Source organism: Allocellulophaga tsushimaensis, assembly GCF_055383085.1.
Genome location: NZ_AP039451.1, coordinates 4,092,667 through 4,109,551, shown reverse-complemented (window position 1 = coordinate 4,109,551; position 16,885 = coordinate 4,092,667). Strand labels below are relative to the sequence as shown.

The 16,885-nt window shown below is 31.9% G+C and carries 14 protein-coding genes; 5 read left to right on the top strand and 9 right to left on the bottom strand.

Annotated features, from left to right (window positions below):
* Positions 1 to 49 precede the first annotated feature (49 nt).
* The 8 genes from ACZ451_RS17610 to ACZ451_RS17575 form a co-directional block, all read right to left on the bottom strand.
* Positions 50 to 673: an HD domain-containing protein gene (locus ACZ451_RS17610; RefSeq protein WP_464214723.1), complete on the bottom strand. Its 624-nt coding sequence runs from the start codon at positions 671 to 673 to the stop codon at positions 50 to 52.
* Positions 674 to 819: 146 nt separating this feature from the next.
* Entirely contained in the window at positions 820 to 1,407 is a 588-nt protein-coding gene (locus tag ACZ451_RS17605; protein ID WP_464214722.1) for a Crp/Fnr family transcriptional regulator, read from the bottom strand.
* A 65-nt stretch (positions 1,408 to 1,472) separates the two neighbouring features.
* Entirely contained in the window at positions 1,473 to 1,904 is a 432-nt protein-coding gene (locus ACZ451_RS17600; protein WP_464214721.1) for a hypothetical protein, read from the bottom strand.
* Between the two features lie 130 nt (positions 1,905 to 2,034).
* Entirely contained in the window at positions 2,035 to 3,375 is a 1,341-nt protein-coding gene (locus tag ACZ451_RS17595) for a DUF3526 domain-containing protein (RefSeq protein ID WP_464214720.1), read from the bottom strand.
* On the bottom strand, positions 3,376 to 4,815 hold the full coding sequence (locus ACZ451_RS17590; RefSeq protein ID WP_464214719.1) for an ABC transporter permease: 1,440 nt from the start codon (positions 4,813 to 4,815) through the stop codon (positions 3,376 to 3,378).
* Between the two features lie 2 nt (positions 4,816 to 4,817).
* Positions 4,818 to 7,319 (bottom strand): TonB-dependent siderophore receptor, encoded by a 2,502-nt coding sequence (locus tag ACZ451_RS17585; RefSeq protein WP_464214718.1) that lies wholly within the window; start codon positions 7,317 to 7,319, stop codon positions 4,818 to 4,820.
* Between the two features lie 3 nt (positions 7,320 to 7,322).
* Complete coding sequence (locus tag ACZ451_RS17580; RefSeq protein WP_464214717.1) at positions 7,323 to 8,012, bottom strand: ABC transporter ATP-binding protein; 690 nt, start codon at positions 8,010 to 8,012, stop codon at positions 7,323 to 7,325.
* Positions 8,013 to 8,284: 272 nt separating this feature from the next.
* The gene (locus ACZ451_RS17575; protein ID WP_464214716.1) at positions 8,285 to 8,560 is read right to left on the bottom strand and encodes a hypothetical protein; all 276 of its coding nucleotides are present in this window, start codon (positions 8,558 to 8,560) and stop codon (positions 8,285 to 8,287) included.
* A gap of 284 nt (positions 8,561 to 8,844) precedes the next feature.
* Here ACZ451_RS17575 and ACZ451_RS17570 point away from each other — a divergent pair, with 284 nt between their 5' ends.
* From ACZ451_RS17570 to trxB, 3 genes are all read left to right on the top strand, one after another.
* Positions 8,845 to 9,975: a formylglycine-generating enzyme family protein gene (locus ACZ451_RS17570; protein WP_464214715.1), complete on the top strand. Its 1,131-nt coding sequence runs from the start codon at positions 8,845 to 8,847 to the stop codon at positions 9,973 to 9,975.
* Between the two features lie 82 nt (positions 9,976 to 10,057).
* Complete coding sequence (locus tag ACZ451_RS17565) at positions 10,058 to 10,939, top strand: sterol desaturase family protein (RefSeq protein ID WP_464214714.1); 882 nt, start codon at positions 10,058 to 10,060, stop codon at positions 10,937 to 10,939.
* 133 nt (positions 10,940 to 11,072) lie between these two features.
* Positions 11,073 to 12,038, top strand: coding sequence for a thioredoxin-disulfide reductase (gene trxB, locus ACZ451_RS17560; protein ID WP_464216939.1), 966 nt, complete (start codon positions 11,073 to 11,075; stop codon positions 12,036 to 12,038).
* Positions 12,039 to 12,161: 123 nt separating this feature from the next.
* On the opposite strand, the gene ACZ451_RS17555 is transcribed toward trxB, so the two are convergent.
* Entirely contained in the window at positions 12,162 to 12,503 is a 342-nt protein-coding gene (locus tag ACZ451_RS17555) for a winged helix-turn-helix transcriptional regulator (protein WP_464214713.1), read from the bottom strand.
* A 470-nt stretch (positions 12,504 to 12,973) separates the two neighbouring features.
* Here ACZ451_RS17555 and ACZ451_RS17550 point away from each other — a divergent pair, with 470 nt between their 5' ends.
* Both ACZ451_RS17550 and ACZ451_RS17545 read left to right on the top strand, forming a co-directional pair.
* Positions 12,974 to 13,654 (top strand): DsbA family protein, encoded by a 681-nt coding sequence (locus ACZ451_RS17550; protein WP_464214712.1) that lies wholly within the window; start codon positions 12,974 to 12,976, stop codon positions 13,652 to 13,654.
* Between the two features lie 38 nt (positions 13,655 to 13,692).
* Positions 13,693 to 16,884, top strand: coding sequence for a cytochrome b5 domain-containing protein (locus ACZ451_RS17545; RefSeq protein WP_464214711.1), 3,192 nt, complete (start codon positions 13,693 to 13,695; stop codon positions 16,882 to 16,884).
* The last annotated feature ends 1 nt before the right edge of the window (position 16,885 follow it).

The window sequence follows — 16,885 nt, the reverse complement described above, 5'->3', positions numbered from 1 at the left end:
ATGAAAAATTTCTATTGTAGGCAAATCGTTGACAATGGTATTTTTATGGTTATTTTGTTAACTCATTTAATTCGCTCTGTAGATTTTTTCGGGCTATGTTTTCATAAAGCCCGTAATACTCAGAAGTATTGAAAATTACTTTTCTAGAAAGCATTTTCTTTAAAAATTGTTTTCGTCCAATTTTATATAAGTAATTAGGAATTTGTATATGTTCTTCCCTTATTTGATTTTTATATTTTTGATAAATTTCTTTGGTCTGTCCTAATACAGAAAGATCCATATCAAGAAATATTTTGGTTAAGGAATTAGAAGATTGATGCGTTTTTGTAGCTCGTATGATATCACAAATTAATTGTGATCTACTGGTTTCAAAGTTTAATTTTTCTAACCAATGATTAGCAAATACAGCACTTTTGTGTTCGTTATCTTTTTTTCCTGCTTTATATATCACATCATGAAATAAAGCAACATTTATAAGGATGGCTTTGTCATCATTTGAAATAGACAAAAAAGCTATTTGTTGAATTAAATCTTTAATATGTTTTAAATTGTGATAATGTCTACTGGGGTTAGCATACTGTTCTGTAACAATTGAATAACAATGTTTTAGATCACTACAAAGCGCTTTTTTAAATGTTCTACTCCAAATAGTATAAATGTCTATGGCTTTCATAATTCAAATTTCTGAATAATGAGGAGTCATAACATTGATGTATGTTAAGATTTACCTTTTAATAAACAATCTCCTGGTAAGCTAATTGTTTGTAGGGGAGGCTTAAAAATATTAAAGCAAGCCTAAGAGCAATTAAATCTCTATTATCAAGTAAAAGTCTTACGAATACGGCTTAGTGATTCTGGTGCAATACCTAAATAAGAAGAAATATAATGATGTGGTATTTGATTTAAGAGTTTGGGATAAAGCTTCAAAAACATTTCGTAACGTTCTGTTGCATTTTGATACTGTAAAGATTCTATCCGTTCTATAGCTAATAAGTAATTTTTTTCAGCCATCAGGCGACTAAAAATATTTAATTCTAAGCTAGTTTTATATAGCTCTTGCCAGTCTGAATAGGATATAGATAGTACTTCCCCTGGTATGATACATTCTATGAATTCTGTGCTAGGTTTTTGGGTTAATAAACTAGCAAATGATGCTACTAATGGATTTCTTTCTTGATAATTAAAATAACTGGTAATTTCTTTACCATCTTTTAGTTGGTAAACTCTATAAACACCTGATAAAACAAATTTTAAAGTTTTTGATATTTGATTCTGCTTTAGAATAAAATCGCCTTTGTGATAACTTTCAATAGTTAATTTTGAATTTATTTTTAAGACATCACTATCTGAGAGTTGAACTATATGAGATATAAAATCAAATAGTTTTTGAGATTGGCTAACATCCATATGAATTGCAATTTATATGAAATAAATTTAGATATACTTTATGAGGAATCTTGTGCTAGATACCTTTATCTTAACCAATTCTTTTTTATGGAATAATTGGAGAACCATATTAAAAATAAACCAAATAGCACCACTAATAAAGGCATTGTAACGGCCTGTGCCGTACCATAAACTTCCATAGATGTTGTAAAAAATACATTGTGAATCATTTGTGGGATGATAGCACATAATGAAATGATAAATGCTAGTTTAGACCATTTCTTTTTTAATAGTAAGCCTAAAGCCCCAAATAAACCAAAAAATACGGCTATTGCAAAAACAACAGTTGTCCATGCAGGATATTCTCCATAAAGTGCTCTTTCATTTTTTGGAAGTGCAGCTAAACTTTCTTCTGATATAAAAGTATGAGAGATGAAAGAAAAAACGCCCATCATATTCCATAACAGAAAAAAAATAGCGAGCGCCCAAAACCAAATAGGTATTTTTATGTTTTCCATAATTGTTTATTTTAATATAAGGAATACAGTATAAATTAGGTGTAACATTTTGATACTGTATTGTTTATATAAAAATACTAATTTTTATGTAATAAGCGCAATACCTATTTTTTTGATAAGATAACTTATGTTATAATTTTCTAAGGTTTAACATCCCAAATATTCCAATAAGGAATGCAATTATTAAAGTTGGTAAAAGTAAACGGTACCAACAGAAATCACGTTTTAAAGTATAAAATTTGGCTTGGTGATTTGCCCAATCAATAGAATCAGCAGCATTATTGTCAAAAATTTTAGTGTAAAACCCTAAACGTAAATTCTTATGAAATTCGGTAAGCGCTTCTAAAAAGTTTAAATGACTCAACATATCTGTACCTGCTAAATTATTAAAGCTAAGTTGGGCATGCATGGTAGGGATAAATAGTGCAACGTTGTTACTTACATGATTACGAAGCAATATTTTTTCTTTCATTTCCCTACTTGTTTCTTTTGCCGCAATATCTCCCATATGTTGCATTCCATAATACCAAATCCAACTAAATTCATCTTCAGGAACGGTATACTTTTTATACTGTGGGTAGGCTTTGTAAAATCCAGTCATGGTAGCATCTTTTTCTAAATCCCATTTTTTATGATACCCATCTCGTTGTTCTACCATAGCATCTAAAGCTTCTGGAACTTGATATTGGTTCAATACATAATTATTAACCATTGCCGGAAGTAAAATAGTAAGCACCATCCAAATAGAAATTAAAACTACGGCATTAAAACTAGAATTTTTTAAAAGGGAAACGATCCATAAACACAAGGCACTCCAGAATAATACATACAGAATGCCTTGCAGAAGTATCGCCCAGAAGTTCTCATCCATCGGTATTTGGAGTAGTATACTTGCCATGAACATAAGAAATAGTAGAATTATAAAAACAAAAGCTATTCGTACCAATAGCTTTTTGAGTAAAAAGCTTGTTTTTCCAGAGGTTTGTGCAGCTAATATTTGCCAAGTCCCTAATTCTTTTTCTTCAGCATATAAATTAAAAGTCATAGCTATTAATACCAACGGAAATAGATAGATGATTACAAAGCCTAAATCTAAATTTCCAGACATTAATAAGGACGGATTCTCAAAATCGGTATCATATTTCTGTCCTTCTAAGCCGCGAATCGTAACAGCTTGTAATGAAGGATTCACATCACTCTGACCAATAGAAAGCGCACTGATATTGTTTGGTTTTTTTATGAATGTAAATCGTAAATAATATAAGAGTAAGCCAAGATCATCATTATAATATTCTTTATTTTTTTCAATACTTTCTTTTTGAAATTCTTGCGCAGCAATAATAGCTTTTTCTTGTTTTACCAAATATTGTTTGCCAATTAAGATGCTTATTATTCCTACTGTTACGAGTAAAACTAGGCTTACCAAGAATATCTTGCTTCTAAAAAATGATTTAAATAATAAATGATACATTTAAATGGCTTTTAAGTTTGTGGATATTTTTAAGAGACCAAAAACGGCTAATACTCCCCATAATAACAGTGCTAAGATGGAAGTTAACTCGTTTTGAAATACGCTTGAAATAGCTAAAAAATGATATCCAAATGGCGGAAATTCTTTCCAAAATTTGTTAGAGATTTTATTGGGTCCAGCTTTTCCTTTATTGGGAATAAAATCCATCTGTAGCTGATTCATTTGTTGCGCTAATTTATAGCGATACGCTTCGGCTTTACCTTTAAAATGAAGATACGACTGAAAGTTGGTCCCTGAGAACCCCATCGATAAGTTTTTTATAGCAGTATATGGATTTATAAAAGCAGAATTGCGCTCTAAATTATTTTGTTTTGTATATACTTGGTATAAGTGTTCTTGATGTTTCAGATAAATTGCTGTACTCATCGTTTCCCCTTTAGCCATAACAAACCCACCGTAGTTAAAAGGAAGATCTGCTACTTTTTCTACATTATTTGCTAAAAGCACAGAATCTTTTAAGGCCTTAAAATGTGGGTCGTCTGGATCATGACTATCCCCTTGCTGAATAAGATCGTGTTCTACAGCAGTTTCCATTTCTATCTTTGAGGGTGTAGGGTAGCGATAGTACCCTATAGCTTGTAATGATTTTGGTAAAATAATGACAAACAGCAACCAAATTCCTAAAAGTTTTACCAAAGCTCCTTTAGCTGTTTTACTAAAAGCAGATACTAGTATGGTAATGGCACAGAGAATGGCAAAAAATAATACATAAGAAATAAATAAGACAATAAACCTTAATAAACTATCGGTATAACTACTATCATGAGATGCGATGAGCACAAAAAATAATACGATTAGAAATACCGAAAAAAGAAAAATTAAAGATAAACCCCATAATCCTAATACCTTACCAAAAACAATTTCCTTTCTACGAATGCCTTGACCTATTAAAAGTTTTAATGTGCCATTTTCCCGCTCTCTTGCTATACTTGCAAAGCCAAGGTAAAAAATTAAAAGGGGTACAATAACTTTTAGTAACATTGCTAAACTTACTTCTCCAAAACGCAATAAACCTGTAGACATGCTGGCTTCTGAAAAGTTGACCGTATTCTGTTTGTGCGCTTCTAAGAATACGGCATTGCCCACAAAATTTTCCATACCTAAATCAAAAACACTTAACACATGTTTTAATCTAAAGGCAAAAGAGCCATAATGTGACATTCGATGCGGATGCTTATCAGGATTACTTTCCCAACTTTCCCGAACTACATCTTGCATTGCATCTCGTGTATTGTTTTGGTCATGATAATTTTCCCAACCACTGTAGGTAGAAAAAAGTAATAAAAATGCCATGAGACCCAAAGCTATAAGCATAACTCTGGATCTAAAAGCATCTTTCCATAGCTGGCTTGCCAACAAATAGACATTTCTTTTTCTCATCCTTAAAATTTAAAAGTGGCATTTAACAAGGCATTTCTTGGTGCACCTGGACCTAATCTAGATGGGTTAAGACCACCTAACCAATACGTTTCATTCAATAGGTTATTTACTTTTAAGGCCAACTGCATCTTTGTATTATTTGGTTTGTAATATAAAGCCGCTTCTAACACGGTATATTCTGGTAATAATACTCTATCTGTGTCGTATGCCGGATTGTACCAAGTAAATCGCTCGTCAACAAATTGAGCTCCAAAACCAATTCCAATTCCTCTTAATTTAGAGTGTGAATTAAAATCGTATCTACCCCATAAATTTGCATTATGTTTGGGCGCTCCACCAATCCGAGCTCCTACAAATTCTTCTACAGTATCTTCTACAATTATTGCATCTGTATAAGAATAAGACACTACTAATTGTAAATTTGGTAATACATAACCAGAAATATCAGTTTCAAAACCTCTACTTCTTTGCTCACCTCTTGTGGTTAAATTATCTAAATCAAAAGTATCCCCTAGTAAAATATTTTTTTGTGTAATATTAAAAATGGCGAGATTGGCAAAGACTTTTCCATTTAAAAATTCTCCTTTAGCACCTAGTTCTACTAAGCTACTTTCTAAAGGGTCAAACCTGCCTGGTGAAGCTGCCCAGAAGAATCCTTCTGCTGTGGGTGATAAGGATACCGTATTAGTGTGTGGCTGAAATCCTTCTAGATACGTGGCATAAGCACTAACAGTATTGGTTACCTCATAGGTTAAACCAAGCCTAGGAACAAAAGAACTAGTCTTAAATTCTTCTTCATCCCCTTTATAATCAAATATATCTGTAAACCACTCATATCTTAGGTTTGCCAAAGCTGAAAATTTTCCGATTTTAAATTGATTTTGAATATAGACACCACCTGAAGTATTTAAATTTGCAGGTATTGTTAATTCAGCAAGGTTGTAATTATCTGTATTTCTAGCGCCGTTAAAAGGATCTTCTAAATTAAAATGCGGAACAGCTGGTACGGGTAAAGTAACACCATCTACAACCATTTGTTGAAAATTATCTGGATTACTGGCGTCAAAATTAGCCTGTCCACCACTAACCGTTAAATACCTTCTAGCACGTAGAAATCCTGCTCCTATTTGTCTTTCCCATCGTGTGGCATCATATCCAAATAATAATTTATTGGTAATATTCCCTTTTTTAATATCATAATTAAAATAAGCGCTGAAGTTATCTGTTTCCCAAAATTGTTGCCTTCTATCGTATCGTAACCTTGCCAATGTAGGAATCACGTTACCATCAATATCAACTGCAGCACCGTCAACTCTATGTTCCGCCAAATCTTCATCCCAAGTTTGTTTCATAAACTGGGCATTGAAACCAAAATTGTCAGTGAATTTTTGATTAAAGTTGGCCATAAAGATGACCTCTTTAGTTTTATAATGGTCGTTTGATGCACCAACATTTCTTGTAATTGGAGTACTGTTTAAATCAAAATTACCGTTAATAGCACCAAAAATAGGTTGCCCTCTGTCTAAATTTCCTTCAGCATCATTGTATATCATTTCAACATTAAATGATGTATTTGGATTAGGCACATAACTGAAAGATGGAGAAATTAAAATAGCATTGTTAGTGACAACATCCCGGAAAGAGTCTGCTTCTTGGAATGCTGCATTAAAACGATATAATACGGTTTCAGCATCATTCAATGGTCCTGTAAAATCTGCTGTAGCTCTTAGCGTTCCAAAACTCCCTGTAGTAAAACCTATTGCACTTCTTTTTTCTGTTAATGGCTTTTTAGTGACCATGTTTACCGTTCCACCAGGATCTGCACTAGAAAAAGTTACCGAAGACGGTCCTTTAATTACTTCTACACGCTCTAAATGAGAGGTAATGGGTTGTAAAAAGTAATATTGCCTTGTACGCATTCCATTCAGCATTTGTCCATCATCGGCTTGCGTTATACCTCTTATGTTATAATGATTGTATAAACCCGTAGCCGATACTCCACTGACTGTTTTTACAGCGTCTGGCAACTGAAATGCAAGACGGTCATCTATAAGCTCTTTAGTTACAGTTGCTACTGCTTGCGGTAATTCTTTGTTTTTGATTGCTATTTTAGTGGCTGAGAAAGAATAATCGCTGTTATAATCCTTTCGGAGTCTACCAGTAACTTCAACGGACTGTAATTGTTCTACATTTTCTTTCAGCACTAATGTACCTAAGTCGTAGGTTTTAGTTTGGTCAAATTGTTTTTGTAACTGTAAAGACCCCATCCCTATATAACTGATATCAATTTGGTAATCTCCTGTTTCTGTAAGTTCAAAACTAAAACTTCCATTTTCTTGTGTAACGGTACCTTTTGTTACACCAGAGTTTAGGTTTTTATACATAATGGTTGCTCCTAGTATAGGCTCTTGATCTATAGCAACAATTTTTCCGGTGACTGAAATTTGAGCAAATGATGTATGTATTGTAATTAGCGTTAATATGATTATAATATAGTTTTTCATGATTTAAATTGTTTCTAAGTAAAGTTGATTTAATTCTCCAGCATTTATTTCACTGGCTTTTAGTTGTTGTATTAAGGTGCCTTCTTTCATAATGCCTATTGTTGTAGCTAGCTCTACGGCATTAAAAATATCATGGGTGGCCATAAAAATTATTTTTCCCATTTGTGCTAGTTCTTTACAGATTTTTGTGAATTCTGCGGTTGCTTTTGGATCTAAACCAGAAGTAGGTTCATCCATAAAAATAACTTCTGCATTTTTGGCAAGTGCTACTGCGATCCCTACTTTCTGCCGCATTCCTTTAGAGTAAGTAGATAGTCTTTTGTGATGGGCATCAGATTGCAAGCCAGTTTTTGTTAGAAAATCTTCTAATGCTGAAGTAGTGTATTTGAATCCTGCCAAACGGCTAAAGAAATTTAGGTTTTCTACACCACTAAGGTTACCATAAAGTTGTACCGTTTCAGGAATATATGCAGTAAGTTTATTAGTATTGTCTTTGCCTATTTCTTTATCAGCTATAAAGGCTTGGCCACCATCTTTAGAGATGAAACCTAAAAAAATGTTGATGGTTGTTGTTTTTCCTGCGCCGTTCTGACCCAAAAGGCAAAATATTTCGCCTTTAGAAACTTCAAAGGAAACGTCTTTTAAGGCCATCTTTCCTTGATAAGACTTACTTATGTTTGTTGCTTTCAACATAACGTTTAATGACTTAAATGATTCGTAAATCGTATAATCACCTATGCTTACCGTTGTGAACAATAATGAGGTGTTATTAAATGTATTGAAGTGATGTCCTGTAAAAAGGACTTAGTCCTATGTATGCTATACGCTTGCGTAATGGGTAAACCCAATTTATACGAAATTTCGAAATATTCCACAATATGCAGAAACTATCAAATCGAGAAAAAATGAATGAATTGGGTATACCTATCCTATTAAAATAAGGATGGTGCTAGATACAAAATGGACTATGTGAGTTGTGGTGGTGGCCTAGTAAAGAGGTAGCTTGATAGGTGCCTGTTGTTAAAAGTAACAAGAAGGGCTTTATCTGTGATTTGTTGTTCTATGAAAAAATATTCAACCTCAGGTAAAACAGTAGGGTCTGTTTTTAAAATGGGTATAAGATTAACTGCTGTTGAAATATCACAAATTTCACAATGCTGAACAGAAGAGTCATCATCATGATGGGTAAGCGCATGCAATCCACCCACTTTGAGTATTAAAAACAAAGTGACAAAAAACATGATAATAAAATTCTTACCTTTTTTCATCGTATGGGGTAAAAATAAATATATTTTAAACTATTAATGGAATTTTGAATAAAAATCTTTCAATTAATTTAATTATTGATTTTTAGCTATTTTATAATGTATATAATTATGATATTAAAAAAATAAGTTGTCTTATGATATAAATATGTTTAAAACTATTTACCATTAGATTCTAAAAACAGGTTTTATTATCAACTATTTTATTACAGAAAACTTGAATCTATCCTTAACTTTGTTATGCTAAAAGTATTATAAGTATGAAAAAGACTTTCCTGTTTCTAAATATATTTCTAATTATTTTGGTAGGTATGCAATGCAAAGAAAATGTACCATCAAAGGAAAAAGAACCTAATAATGCTACTGAAAAAGGCGAAGCAGATTCAACTACAAAAACAATTGCAGTTATAACAGAAAAACCAAAAGATTTAGTAGTTCCTAATAACATGGTATGGATTCCAGGAGGTACTTTTTTACAAGGAGCCGTTTCACAAGATAAAGAAGCAATGCAGCACGAAAAACCAGCCCATAAAGTGGCTGTAGACGGTTTTTTTATGGATATCACTGAAGTTACAAATGCCCAGTTTGCAAAGTTTGTAAAAAAAACTGGTTATGTTACTGTAGCAGAAAGGCCTATTGATTGGGAAGAAATGAAAAAGCAACTTCCAGAAGGAACCCCAAAACCACATGATTCTATCTTAAAACCTGGAGCTTTAGTATTTAAACAAGCAAAAAAACCGGTTCCTAATTTATATGATTTTTCGCAATGGTGGGAATGGAAAATTGGCGCTAGTTGGAAACACCCATATGGGCCTAAAAGTTCTATAAATGGAAAGGATGATTATCCAGTAGTACAAATATCGTATGAAGATGCGCAGGCCTATTGTAAATGGGCAAATAGGCGTTTGCCAACAGAAGCAGAATGGGAGAGAGCAGCTCGTGGTAATTTAAAACAAAAAATATATGCGTGGGGAGATGATGCTACAGAATTGCATAAACATGTAAATTCTTGGGAAGGTGAATTCCCTGTGACGAATCTTAAAATAGATGGTTATGCAAAACAAGCTAAAGTAAAATCATACCCTTCTAACTCGTATGGTTTATTTGATATGGGCGGTAATGTATGGGAGTGGACCAGCGATTGGTATAGTGCTAGGTATTATAATGAAATTGCAAATACTACTATTAAAAACCCTATTGGAGCAAAAAAGACTTATAACCCTAACAATCCCTACGCTATAGAAAAGGTGTTGAAAGGAGGCTCTTTTTTATGTAATTCCTCTTATTGTGCAAGTTATAGAGTTTCTTCAAGAATGGGCTCTTCAGTCGATTCTGCTTCAGAGCATGTAGGTTTTAGAACAGTAGCAACAATTGAAATGCTAAAAAAATAAGAAATGTACTAGGTAACTAGAGTTACCAAAAAGATCAGGTATTATCTTTATTTTTGATAAAAATTGTAGATTCATCCAAACTATGGAAAAATATAGTATCGCTTTTCAAAAAGCTTTTACAGGAAGTATAGACTGGACACTAAAATCTATCCTTTTTGAAGTTCCTTGGTATAAAAATTACTTTTGGGGCTTGTTATTTATTTCTATATTGGTTTGGGGTTTAGAAATACTTTTTCCTTGGCGTAAAAACCAATCTATTTTTAGAAAAGATTTTTGGTTAGATGGGTTTTATATGTTTTTTAATTTTTTTGTTTTTTCGATTGCTATAAGTGGTATTTATAAAATTCTTCAGCTTGGTTTTTCAGATTTGGGCATTTCATCCGCTAGTCTCACCATAATTAATTTATCTACGCTGCCAAGTTGGTTACAATTAGTAGTTTTCTTTATTGTATTAGATTTTGTGCAATGGGTAACCCATATATTACTTCATAAATTTCCCATACTTTGGCAATATCATAAAATTCATCATTCCGTAAAAGAAATGGGTTTTGCTGCACATTTGCGTTATCATTGGATGGAAAATATTTTATACAAACCTTTAAAAACATTAGGTGTAATGGTTTTAGGTGGTTTTGAACCTGAGCAAGCCTTTATTGTTCATTTTATAGCTATTAGCATTGGCCATTTTAACCATTCTAATATTAAAATTACTTGGGGTATTTTTAAGTATATCATTAATAATCCTGTAATGCACTTGTACCATCACGCTTATAAAATACCAGAAGGAAGTTTTGGTGTAAATTTTGGAATTAGCCTTAGCGTGTGGGATTATATTTTTAAAACGAATTATATTCCAGAAACTAGTGGGAAAATAACCTTAGGTTTTCCTGGAGACGAAGAAGTTCCTAAAAGCTTTTTAGGGCAATTTAGGTATGGTATCTTTAGCAATAGAAGTAAAAAATAACAGCTATAGTAGTTAAATACAAGCAATGAAATTTTAGCGTGTTTTTTTCAACATAACTTTTAATAACTTTAAAGTAAGTTTTTTGTTAAAAATCCTACTTTTGTATAACTAATATTAATTGAATAGATTAATTATGTCTGAAAACATAGAAAGAATAAAAACATTAATAGTGGGTTCTGGTCCTGCGGGATATACTGCAGCAATATATGCAGCAAGAGCTGATTTAAAACCAGTTGTTTATACGGGTATGGAGCCAGGAGGACAGTTAACTACGACTACAGAAGTAGATAACTTTCCAGGATACCCAGAAGGTATAGACGGTCCAAGTATGATGGTACAACTACAGCAGCAGGCAGAGCGTTTTGGAACAGAAGTACGTATTGGGATGGTTACCGCAGTAGAATTAAGTACAGAAGTAGGAGGTATCCATAAAGTTACTGTTGATGATTCCAAACAGATAGAGGCAGAAACTGTAATTATATCTACAGGAGCAAGCGCTAAATATCTTGGTTTAGAAAGTGAACAACGTTTAAGAGGTGGAGGCGTTTCGGCTTGTGCGGTTTGTGATGGTTTTTTCTACAAAGGACAAGATGTTGCCATAGTAGGAGCAGGAGACACTGCAGCTGAAGAAGCATCGTATTTAGCTAATATTTGTAATAAAGTGACCATGCTAGTTCGTAAAGATTATATGCGAGCATCAAAAGCAATGCAGCATAGGGTAAATAGTATTAAAAATATTGAAGTACGTTACAATACAGAAATAGATGAAGTATTAGGGGAGCAGGTTGTTGAAGGTTTGCGTATGGTAAATAACCAAACAGGAACTAAAGATGAGATTGCTATTACTGGTTTGTTTATTGCTATAGGGCATAAGCCAAATACCGATATTTTTAAAGGACAGTTAGATATGGATGAAACTGGCTATCTAATTACCAAAGGAAAATCTACTAAGACAAATTTACCTGGTGTTTTTGCTTGTGGAGATTCTCAAGATAAAGAGTACAGACAAGCAGTTACAGCTGCAGGAACAGGTTGTATGGCTGCTTTAGATGCGGAACGCTATTTAGCAACAATAGAAACCCCAGAAGAAGTAGCTTAATTTAGATTTCTTCATAAAGAATAAAAAAGAGCCACTATTTTTATAGTGGCTCTTTTTTTTTAAAAATTATTGGTAAATATAAAAGCAGTAATTATAAGTATATGATTGCTGCTTTGTTTTATTTTAAGAAACCGTTTCTTTCGCTACAATTTTATCTCCAAATTCGGCTAACATTCCAATAAAAGGTAATGCATTTGCTCCTAACGAAGTAAGTGAATATTCAACCCTTGGAGGTATCTCTGGATATGATTTTTTATTTAAAATGCCATGTTCAATTAAATATTTTAATTCTTGATTTAGCATTTTTTCACTAATCTCAGGTAATAGTCTTTTTAGACCACTAAACCGATGAACCTTCTCTTGAAAAAACTGAGCAATAATAAGTAGCCTCCATTTTCCACCGATTATATCTAGCGATTTTCGTACTGGACAGGTGTCTATTAACTTTTGTGCATTTTTTTCCATTTGTAATTATTTGATTTTCAACATATCTAACTTTTAGGTATGTACCTAACCTTTTGGTAAGTTGTTGGTTATTAAGTATTTAGGTGCTAAATTTATAAGGAAATAGACTTAAAATAATACACTTATGAATTTAGTTTTATTCAAAAAAAACCATCCCATACAAGGTACACATGAAATTGAAAATTTGCAAAAAATAAGTGCCAATTTTTAAAATGTGTGTGAATTTAAAATACCAATATTTCATATAAAGCTTTAATAGAAGAAAATATAAAGCACTCCCCTGTACTATTTTTTATGGTGTAAATATTTGTACTCCGGTTCACCACACTTTGAGACACGAGTGTAATTTTTAATTAACTGAATATTAAGTGTTTAGTAGTTTTTTTGGTTGCCTTTGGTAAACCAAATAGGTTTTCTAAATATATTTTTTTAAGAAAGAAAAGAGTTGTTTATAAAAAAGAAAAATGATTATGGTTGAAGAAAAAATTACAAAAAATGCAATGTCAGTAAACAAGACCAAAAAGAGTAAAGTTAAAATTTTCTATGGTTTTGATCCTTTATGTGGATGGTGTTATGGTTTTTCTGATGAATTAAAAAAAATTACAGATGAATTTAAGCAAAATATAGATTTTGAACTGGTTAATGGAGGATTGTTTTCTGGTGTTAGAGGTCCAAAAATGGAATATATGAGTGCGCATATTAAAAGAAATATGGAGTATGTAACTGATCGTAGCGGAAAAAAATTTGGACCCAATTTCGTCAAACTTCTAGATGTGCCAGAATACCCTTATGATTCAATGAAAGCATCTATAGCTATTGAGGTTATGAAGGATATGAATTCTAATAAAGTATTTGATTTTGCTTCCGATATTCAGACAGCGTTTTTTTATGAAGGGAAAGATATTCATATAAATGAAACCTTTCACGAAATTGTTTCTGGTTATGCTATAGATCAAATTTTATTCTTAAAAAAATTAGATACGTCCCTGTACCAATTAAAGGTTGAAAAAGAATTTCAAAGAGCCCAAAAATTAGGTTTTTCAGGCTATCCTGCCTGCAAAATTAAGATTGGAGAGAAGGTACAAAGTTTAACACATGGGTATATCTCTTCCAATGAATTTAAAATTCTTATTCAGAAAATACTGAATTAAAAAGATTAAAAATTTTCTAATTTAATTTATCACCTTTAATGACACCAAATCCAAAGAAGTCACCGGCTTTTGACTATATTGTCTATGCTGAAAAAATAAATAAAAAATATGGAAACGAAAATCGCGGTTTCCTTTCATTTCAAAGAGGGTTCATGCCACTTAAAGCTCCACAAGAAAACCTTCCTTATCCGTTTTCAATTTGGGATGATGTGGCTAAACAAATGCCTCAACATTATAAAAATCAGTCTTTAAGAGCTGCATTAAAACAACTACCAGTCTTAGATGCTAACAAATTAGATGCTGTATATTTATGTAGAGCATCTATGTTAATGAGTATGTTGGCTCATGCTTACGTAAGGAATGAAAGAAATGAAGATTTAGAAATCCCTGAAAGTATTACTATTCCTTGGAAAGTAATCAGCAAAAGATTAAAAAGGCCAAAGCCATTTTTATCCTATATAGATCTTATTATATATAATTGGAAAGTTAAAGATGCGCGTAAAAAGTATACGCTAGAAAATCTAGAACTCTTAACGCCAACAGTAAATAACCAAGAAGAGAATGTATTTTATTTAACGCAAACAGAAATAGCTTTTAAAACAGATAAAATTGTTAATCTAGTAGTTCATATCCAAAATGCAATCATTCAAAATAATGTTAACACAGTTATTAAAGGTTTAAAAAAGCTTACAAAAGTGGTTACTAAAGTTACTAAGAGTAGCTTTTTAAAGATAGATCCTAATCCTAGAAGTAAAACTTATGTAGATCCTGTGGTTTGGGCTAAAACAGTAGCACCATTTGCAGTTCCATTAAGAGAAGGGGTGCAAGGGCCAAGTGGTACTTCGTCTCCTTTTTTCCATTTAATAGACACTTTTATTGAAAGAGCTAAATATGATACCATATTAGGAGAAGAGGCACTTTTTATTAGAGAATGGTATCCAGAGCATTGGAGGAATTTTATAAATGCTGTTAGTGAAGTTTCTATTCTAGATTATATGGAAAAAGTTAATAGCGAAGCGCTGAACGGAGCTTTTTATGATTTTGTAGAAAGCTATGCTGGCGATAAAGGTTTTTTAGGTGTACATAAGCGAAAAGTATACGGCTATTTGCAAATGGCATTTAAAGTTGGACGTTCAGTTACCATAGGAGGATTTAGTGGTTTGTTTAAAGAACGTACTTGGGAAGAAGTAGATGATGAATTAGAAACTACTCGCTTAGAGCGTTTTTATGACAAAAAAATAAAATGCCCTTATGCTGGAGTAATGAGCAAATCTACCATCGGAGAAAATTCATCAAAAAAAATAGTTTTAGATGTAAAAAATAAAGGCTTAAGCTACAGCCATGGTGATAGATGTGCTATAGTTCCTAAAAATACAAAAGAAACGGTTAAAGAATTACTAGACTTAATGCATTTTGAGGGGAGCGAAATCGTAAAATTAGAAAATAACTGGCAGAATTATTTTGATGCGTATTATAACGAAAAGAAAGAAACTGCTACAATAACACAGGTTTTAGAGTCAGCTAAGCTAAGTGATGCTGCAGGAGTACTGGAAATGTGTTCACATATTCAGCATTTTATAGATCAAAAAGAAGAAACTCTAACATTCAAAAAATTAATAACACAATTAAGAAGTGCGCAAATAGATTTGAAACAATTTATGTTACCTTATTTAACGAGTATTTTAAAACCTGAAGGAGAAAGAATGTATAGTATATCTTCTGGATTTAAAAAGGGTAAGATAGCATTAGTTGTAGGTGATGCTACAACAACAATTGGAAACCAAACATATAAAGGAATAACATCATCCTATTTAAATACAAATGAGGTAAATGCAAGTACTAAACTACCTGTAAAAATTATAAGGCCTTTGCGTTTTTCACTTCCAGAACAAGAATCTGAGATTTTCTTATTTGCAGGAGGCTCAGGAATAGCCCCTTTTAAAGGATTTTGGAAAGTATTAAAGAAAAAAGGTCAATTACATAGGCTATCTATATTTTACAGCGTTAAGAAAAAATCTGATATTGTTTTTGAAAAAGAGCTTACTAAACTATTCACCAAATATGGAGTTAACTTAAATATCATAATTACTAGAGAAGGGAAAGAATTAGATAAAGTGAGTACATTATTAAAACATAAATTGGTTTTTAAGAATACAAATCATAAGAGCATTGCTAACCTGATGCTAGAACAAAAGAATTCGAATAAAATACTTAAATCAATTCTTAGTGAGACAGAAAAGAGCAAAGGTTATTTTTTTATATGCGGTAAAGCTGGCTTTGCATTATCAATTCTAGAAGCCATAAAAACTACAATTAATTTAAACTCATATACCAAAGAACAGTCACAAGAAATTTATTATTCGTTGTTTTCAGAAAATAGAGTTAAACAAGACATTTTTACTTCAACACAGGTAGATGAAACATCAAAGAGTGATACATTTTACTTGTCGGATGTTATTTCTCATAATAATAAAGAAAATGGCTATTGGGTTGTTTTAGAAGATAAAGTATACGATTTAACGGAGTTTAAAGAAATACATCCAGGAGGCAATAAAATTGTTGAAGATAATGCTGGGAGAGATGCTACTCATGAATTCAGGAGAGCAAAGCACCACACTTCTAAAGAAATAATGTCTATGCTAAGCATGTATTATATTGGAAAGCTAAAAAAGATTTCTTTTACTTCAGAGGATATAAAAAATAAATATCAGCTGTGGGAAGATAACCTCCATCTTATTACCGAAATGCAAAACACCTTTGTGAACGATTTTTCTTTTAAAAATAGAAAATCTACTATTTATTGTGGTGCTAATGAAATTACACCTTATAAATTAGCATTAATTATTGAAAATCAAAATCGATTTTTTGAAGAATATGTTAAAAATATACATCAGATTTTTAAAGATCTTTTTCATAATAACAGTAATTATAATGCGCTTGTAATACTTTTAAATGAAGTTATAAAAACGAATGTTGATTTAAAAACACAAGGTATTACGCATAAAGAAAGTAAATTGAACAACCGATGGCATGAATTGGTTGCATTAGAAAATAAGCATTTAAATATTTTAAATAAAACCAGAGATTTTTTATGGGAAGGTATAAAGTTATTTGAAATTAATTTTGAAAACCCTTCCATGGAAATCAATTTTGTTTTTGATGCTATCATTACTAATTATCAAATAAGTTTAGAAAAAGTTTTAGCGCATGATACAGAAAAAAGCAATTAGG

What these genes read in the sequence shown, in the direction of transcription:
- ACZ451_RS17610 (WP_464214723.1), bottom strand. Translation starts at nt 673, where the DNA reads ATGAAAGCCATAGACATTTATACTATTTGGAGTAGAACATTTAAAAAA.
- ACZ451_RS17605 (WP_464214722.1), bottom strand. Translation starts at nt 1,407, where the DNA reads ATGGATGTTAGCCAATCTCAAAAACTATTTGATTTTATATCTCATATA.
- ACZ451_RS17600 (WP_464214721.1), bottom strand. Translation starts at nt 1,904, where the DNA reads ATGGAAAACATAAAAATACCTATTTGGTTTTGGGCGCTCGCTATTTTT.
- ACZ451_RS17595 (WP_464214720.1), bottom strand. Translation starts at nt 3,375, where the DNA reads ATGTATCATTTATTATTTAAATCATTTTTTAGAAGCAAGATATTCTTG.
- ACZ451_RS17590 (WP_464214719.1), bottom strand. Translation starts at nt 4,815, where the DNA reads ATGAGAAAAAGAAATGTCTATTTGTTGGCAAGCCAGCTATGGAAAGAT.
- ACZ451_RS17585 (WP_464214718.1), bottom strand. Translation starts at nt 7,319, where the DNA reads ATGAAAAACTATATTATAATCATATTAACGCTAATTACAATACATACA.
- ACZ451_RS17580 (WP_464214717.1), bottom strand. Translation starts at nt 8,012, where the DNA reads ATGTTGAAAGCAACAAACATAAGTAAGTCTTATCAAGGAAAGATGGCC.
- ACZ451_RS17575 (WP_464214716.1), bottom strand. Translation starts at nt 8,560, where the DNA reads ATGTTTTTTGTCACTTTGTTTTTAATACTCAAAGTGGGTGGATTGCAT.
- ACZ451_RS17570 (WP_464214715.1), top strand. Translation starts at nt 8,845, where the DNA reads ATGAAAAAGACTTTCCTGTTTCTAAATATATTTCTAATTATTTTGGTA.
- ACZ451_RS17565 (WP_464214714.1), top strand. Translation starts at nt 10,058, where the DNA reads ATGGAAAAATATAGTATCGCTTTTCAAAAAGCTTTTACAGGAAGTATA.
- trxB (WP_464216939.1), top strand. Translation starts at nt 11,073, where the DNA reads ATGTCTGAAAACATAGAAAGAATAAAAACATTAATAGTGGGTTCTGGT.
- ACZ451_RS17555 (WP_464214713.1), bottom strand. Translation starts at nt 12,503, where the DNA reads ATGGAAAAAAATGCACAAAAGTTAATAGACACCTGTCCAGTACGAAAA.
- ACZ451_RS17550 (WP_464214712.1), top strand. Translation starts at nt 12,974, where the DNA reads ATGGTTGAAGAAAAAATTACAAAAAATGCAATGTCAGTAAACAAGACC.
- ACZ451_RS17545 (WP_464214711.1), top strand. Translation starts at nt 13,693, where the DNA reads ATGACACCAAATCCAAAGAAGTCACCGGCTTTTGACTATATTGTCTAT.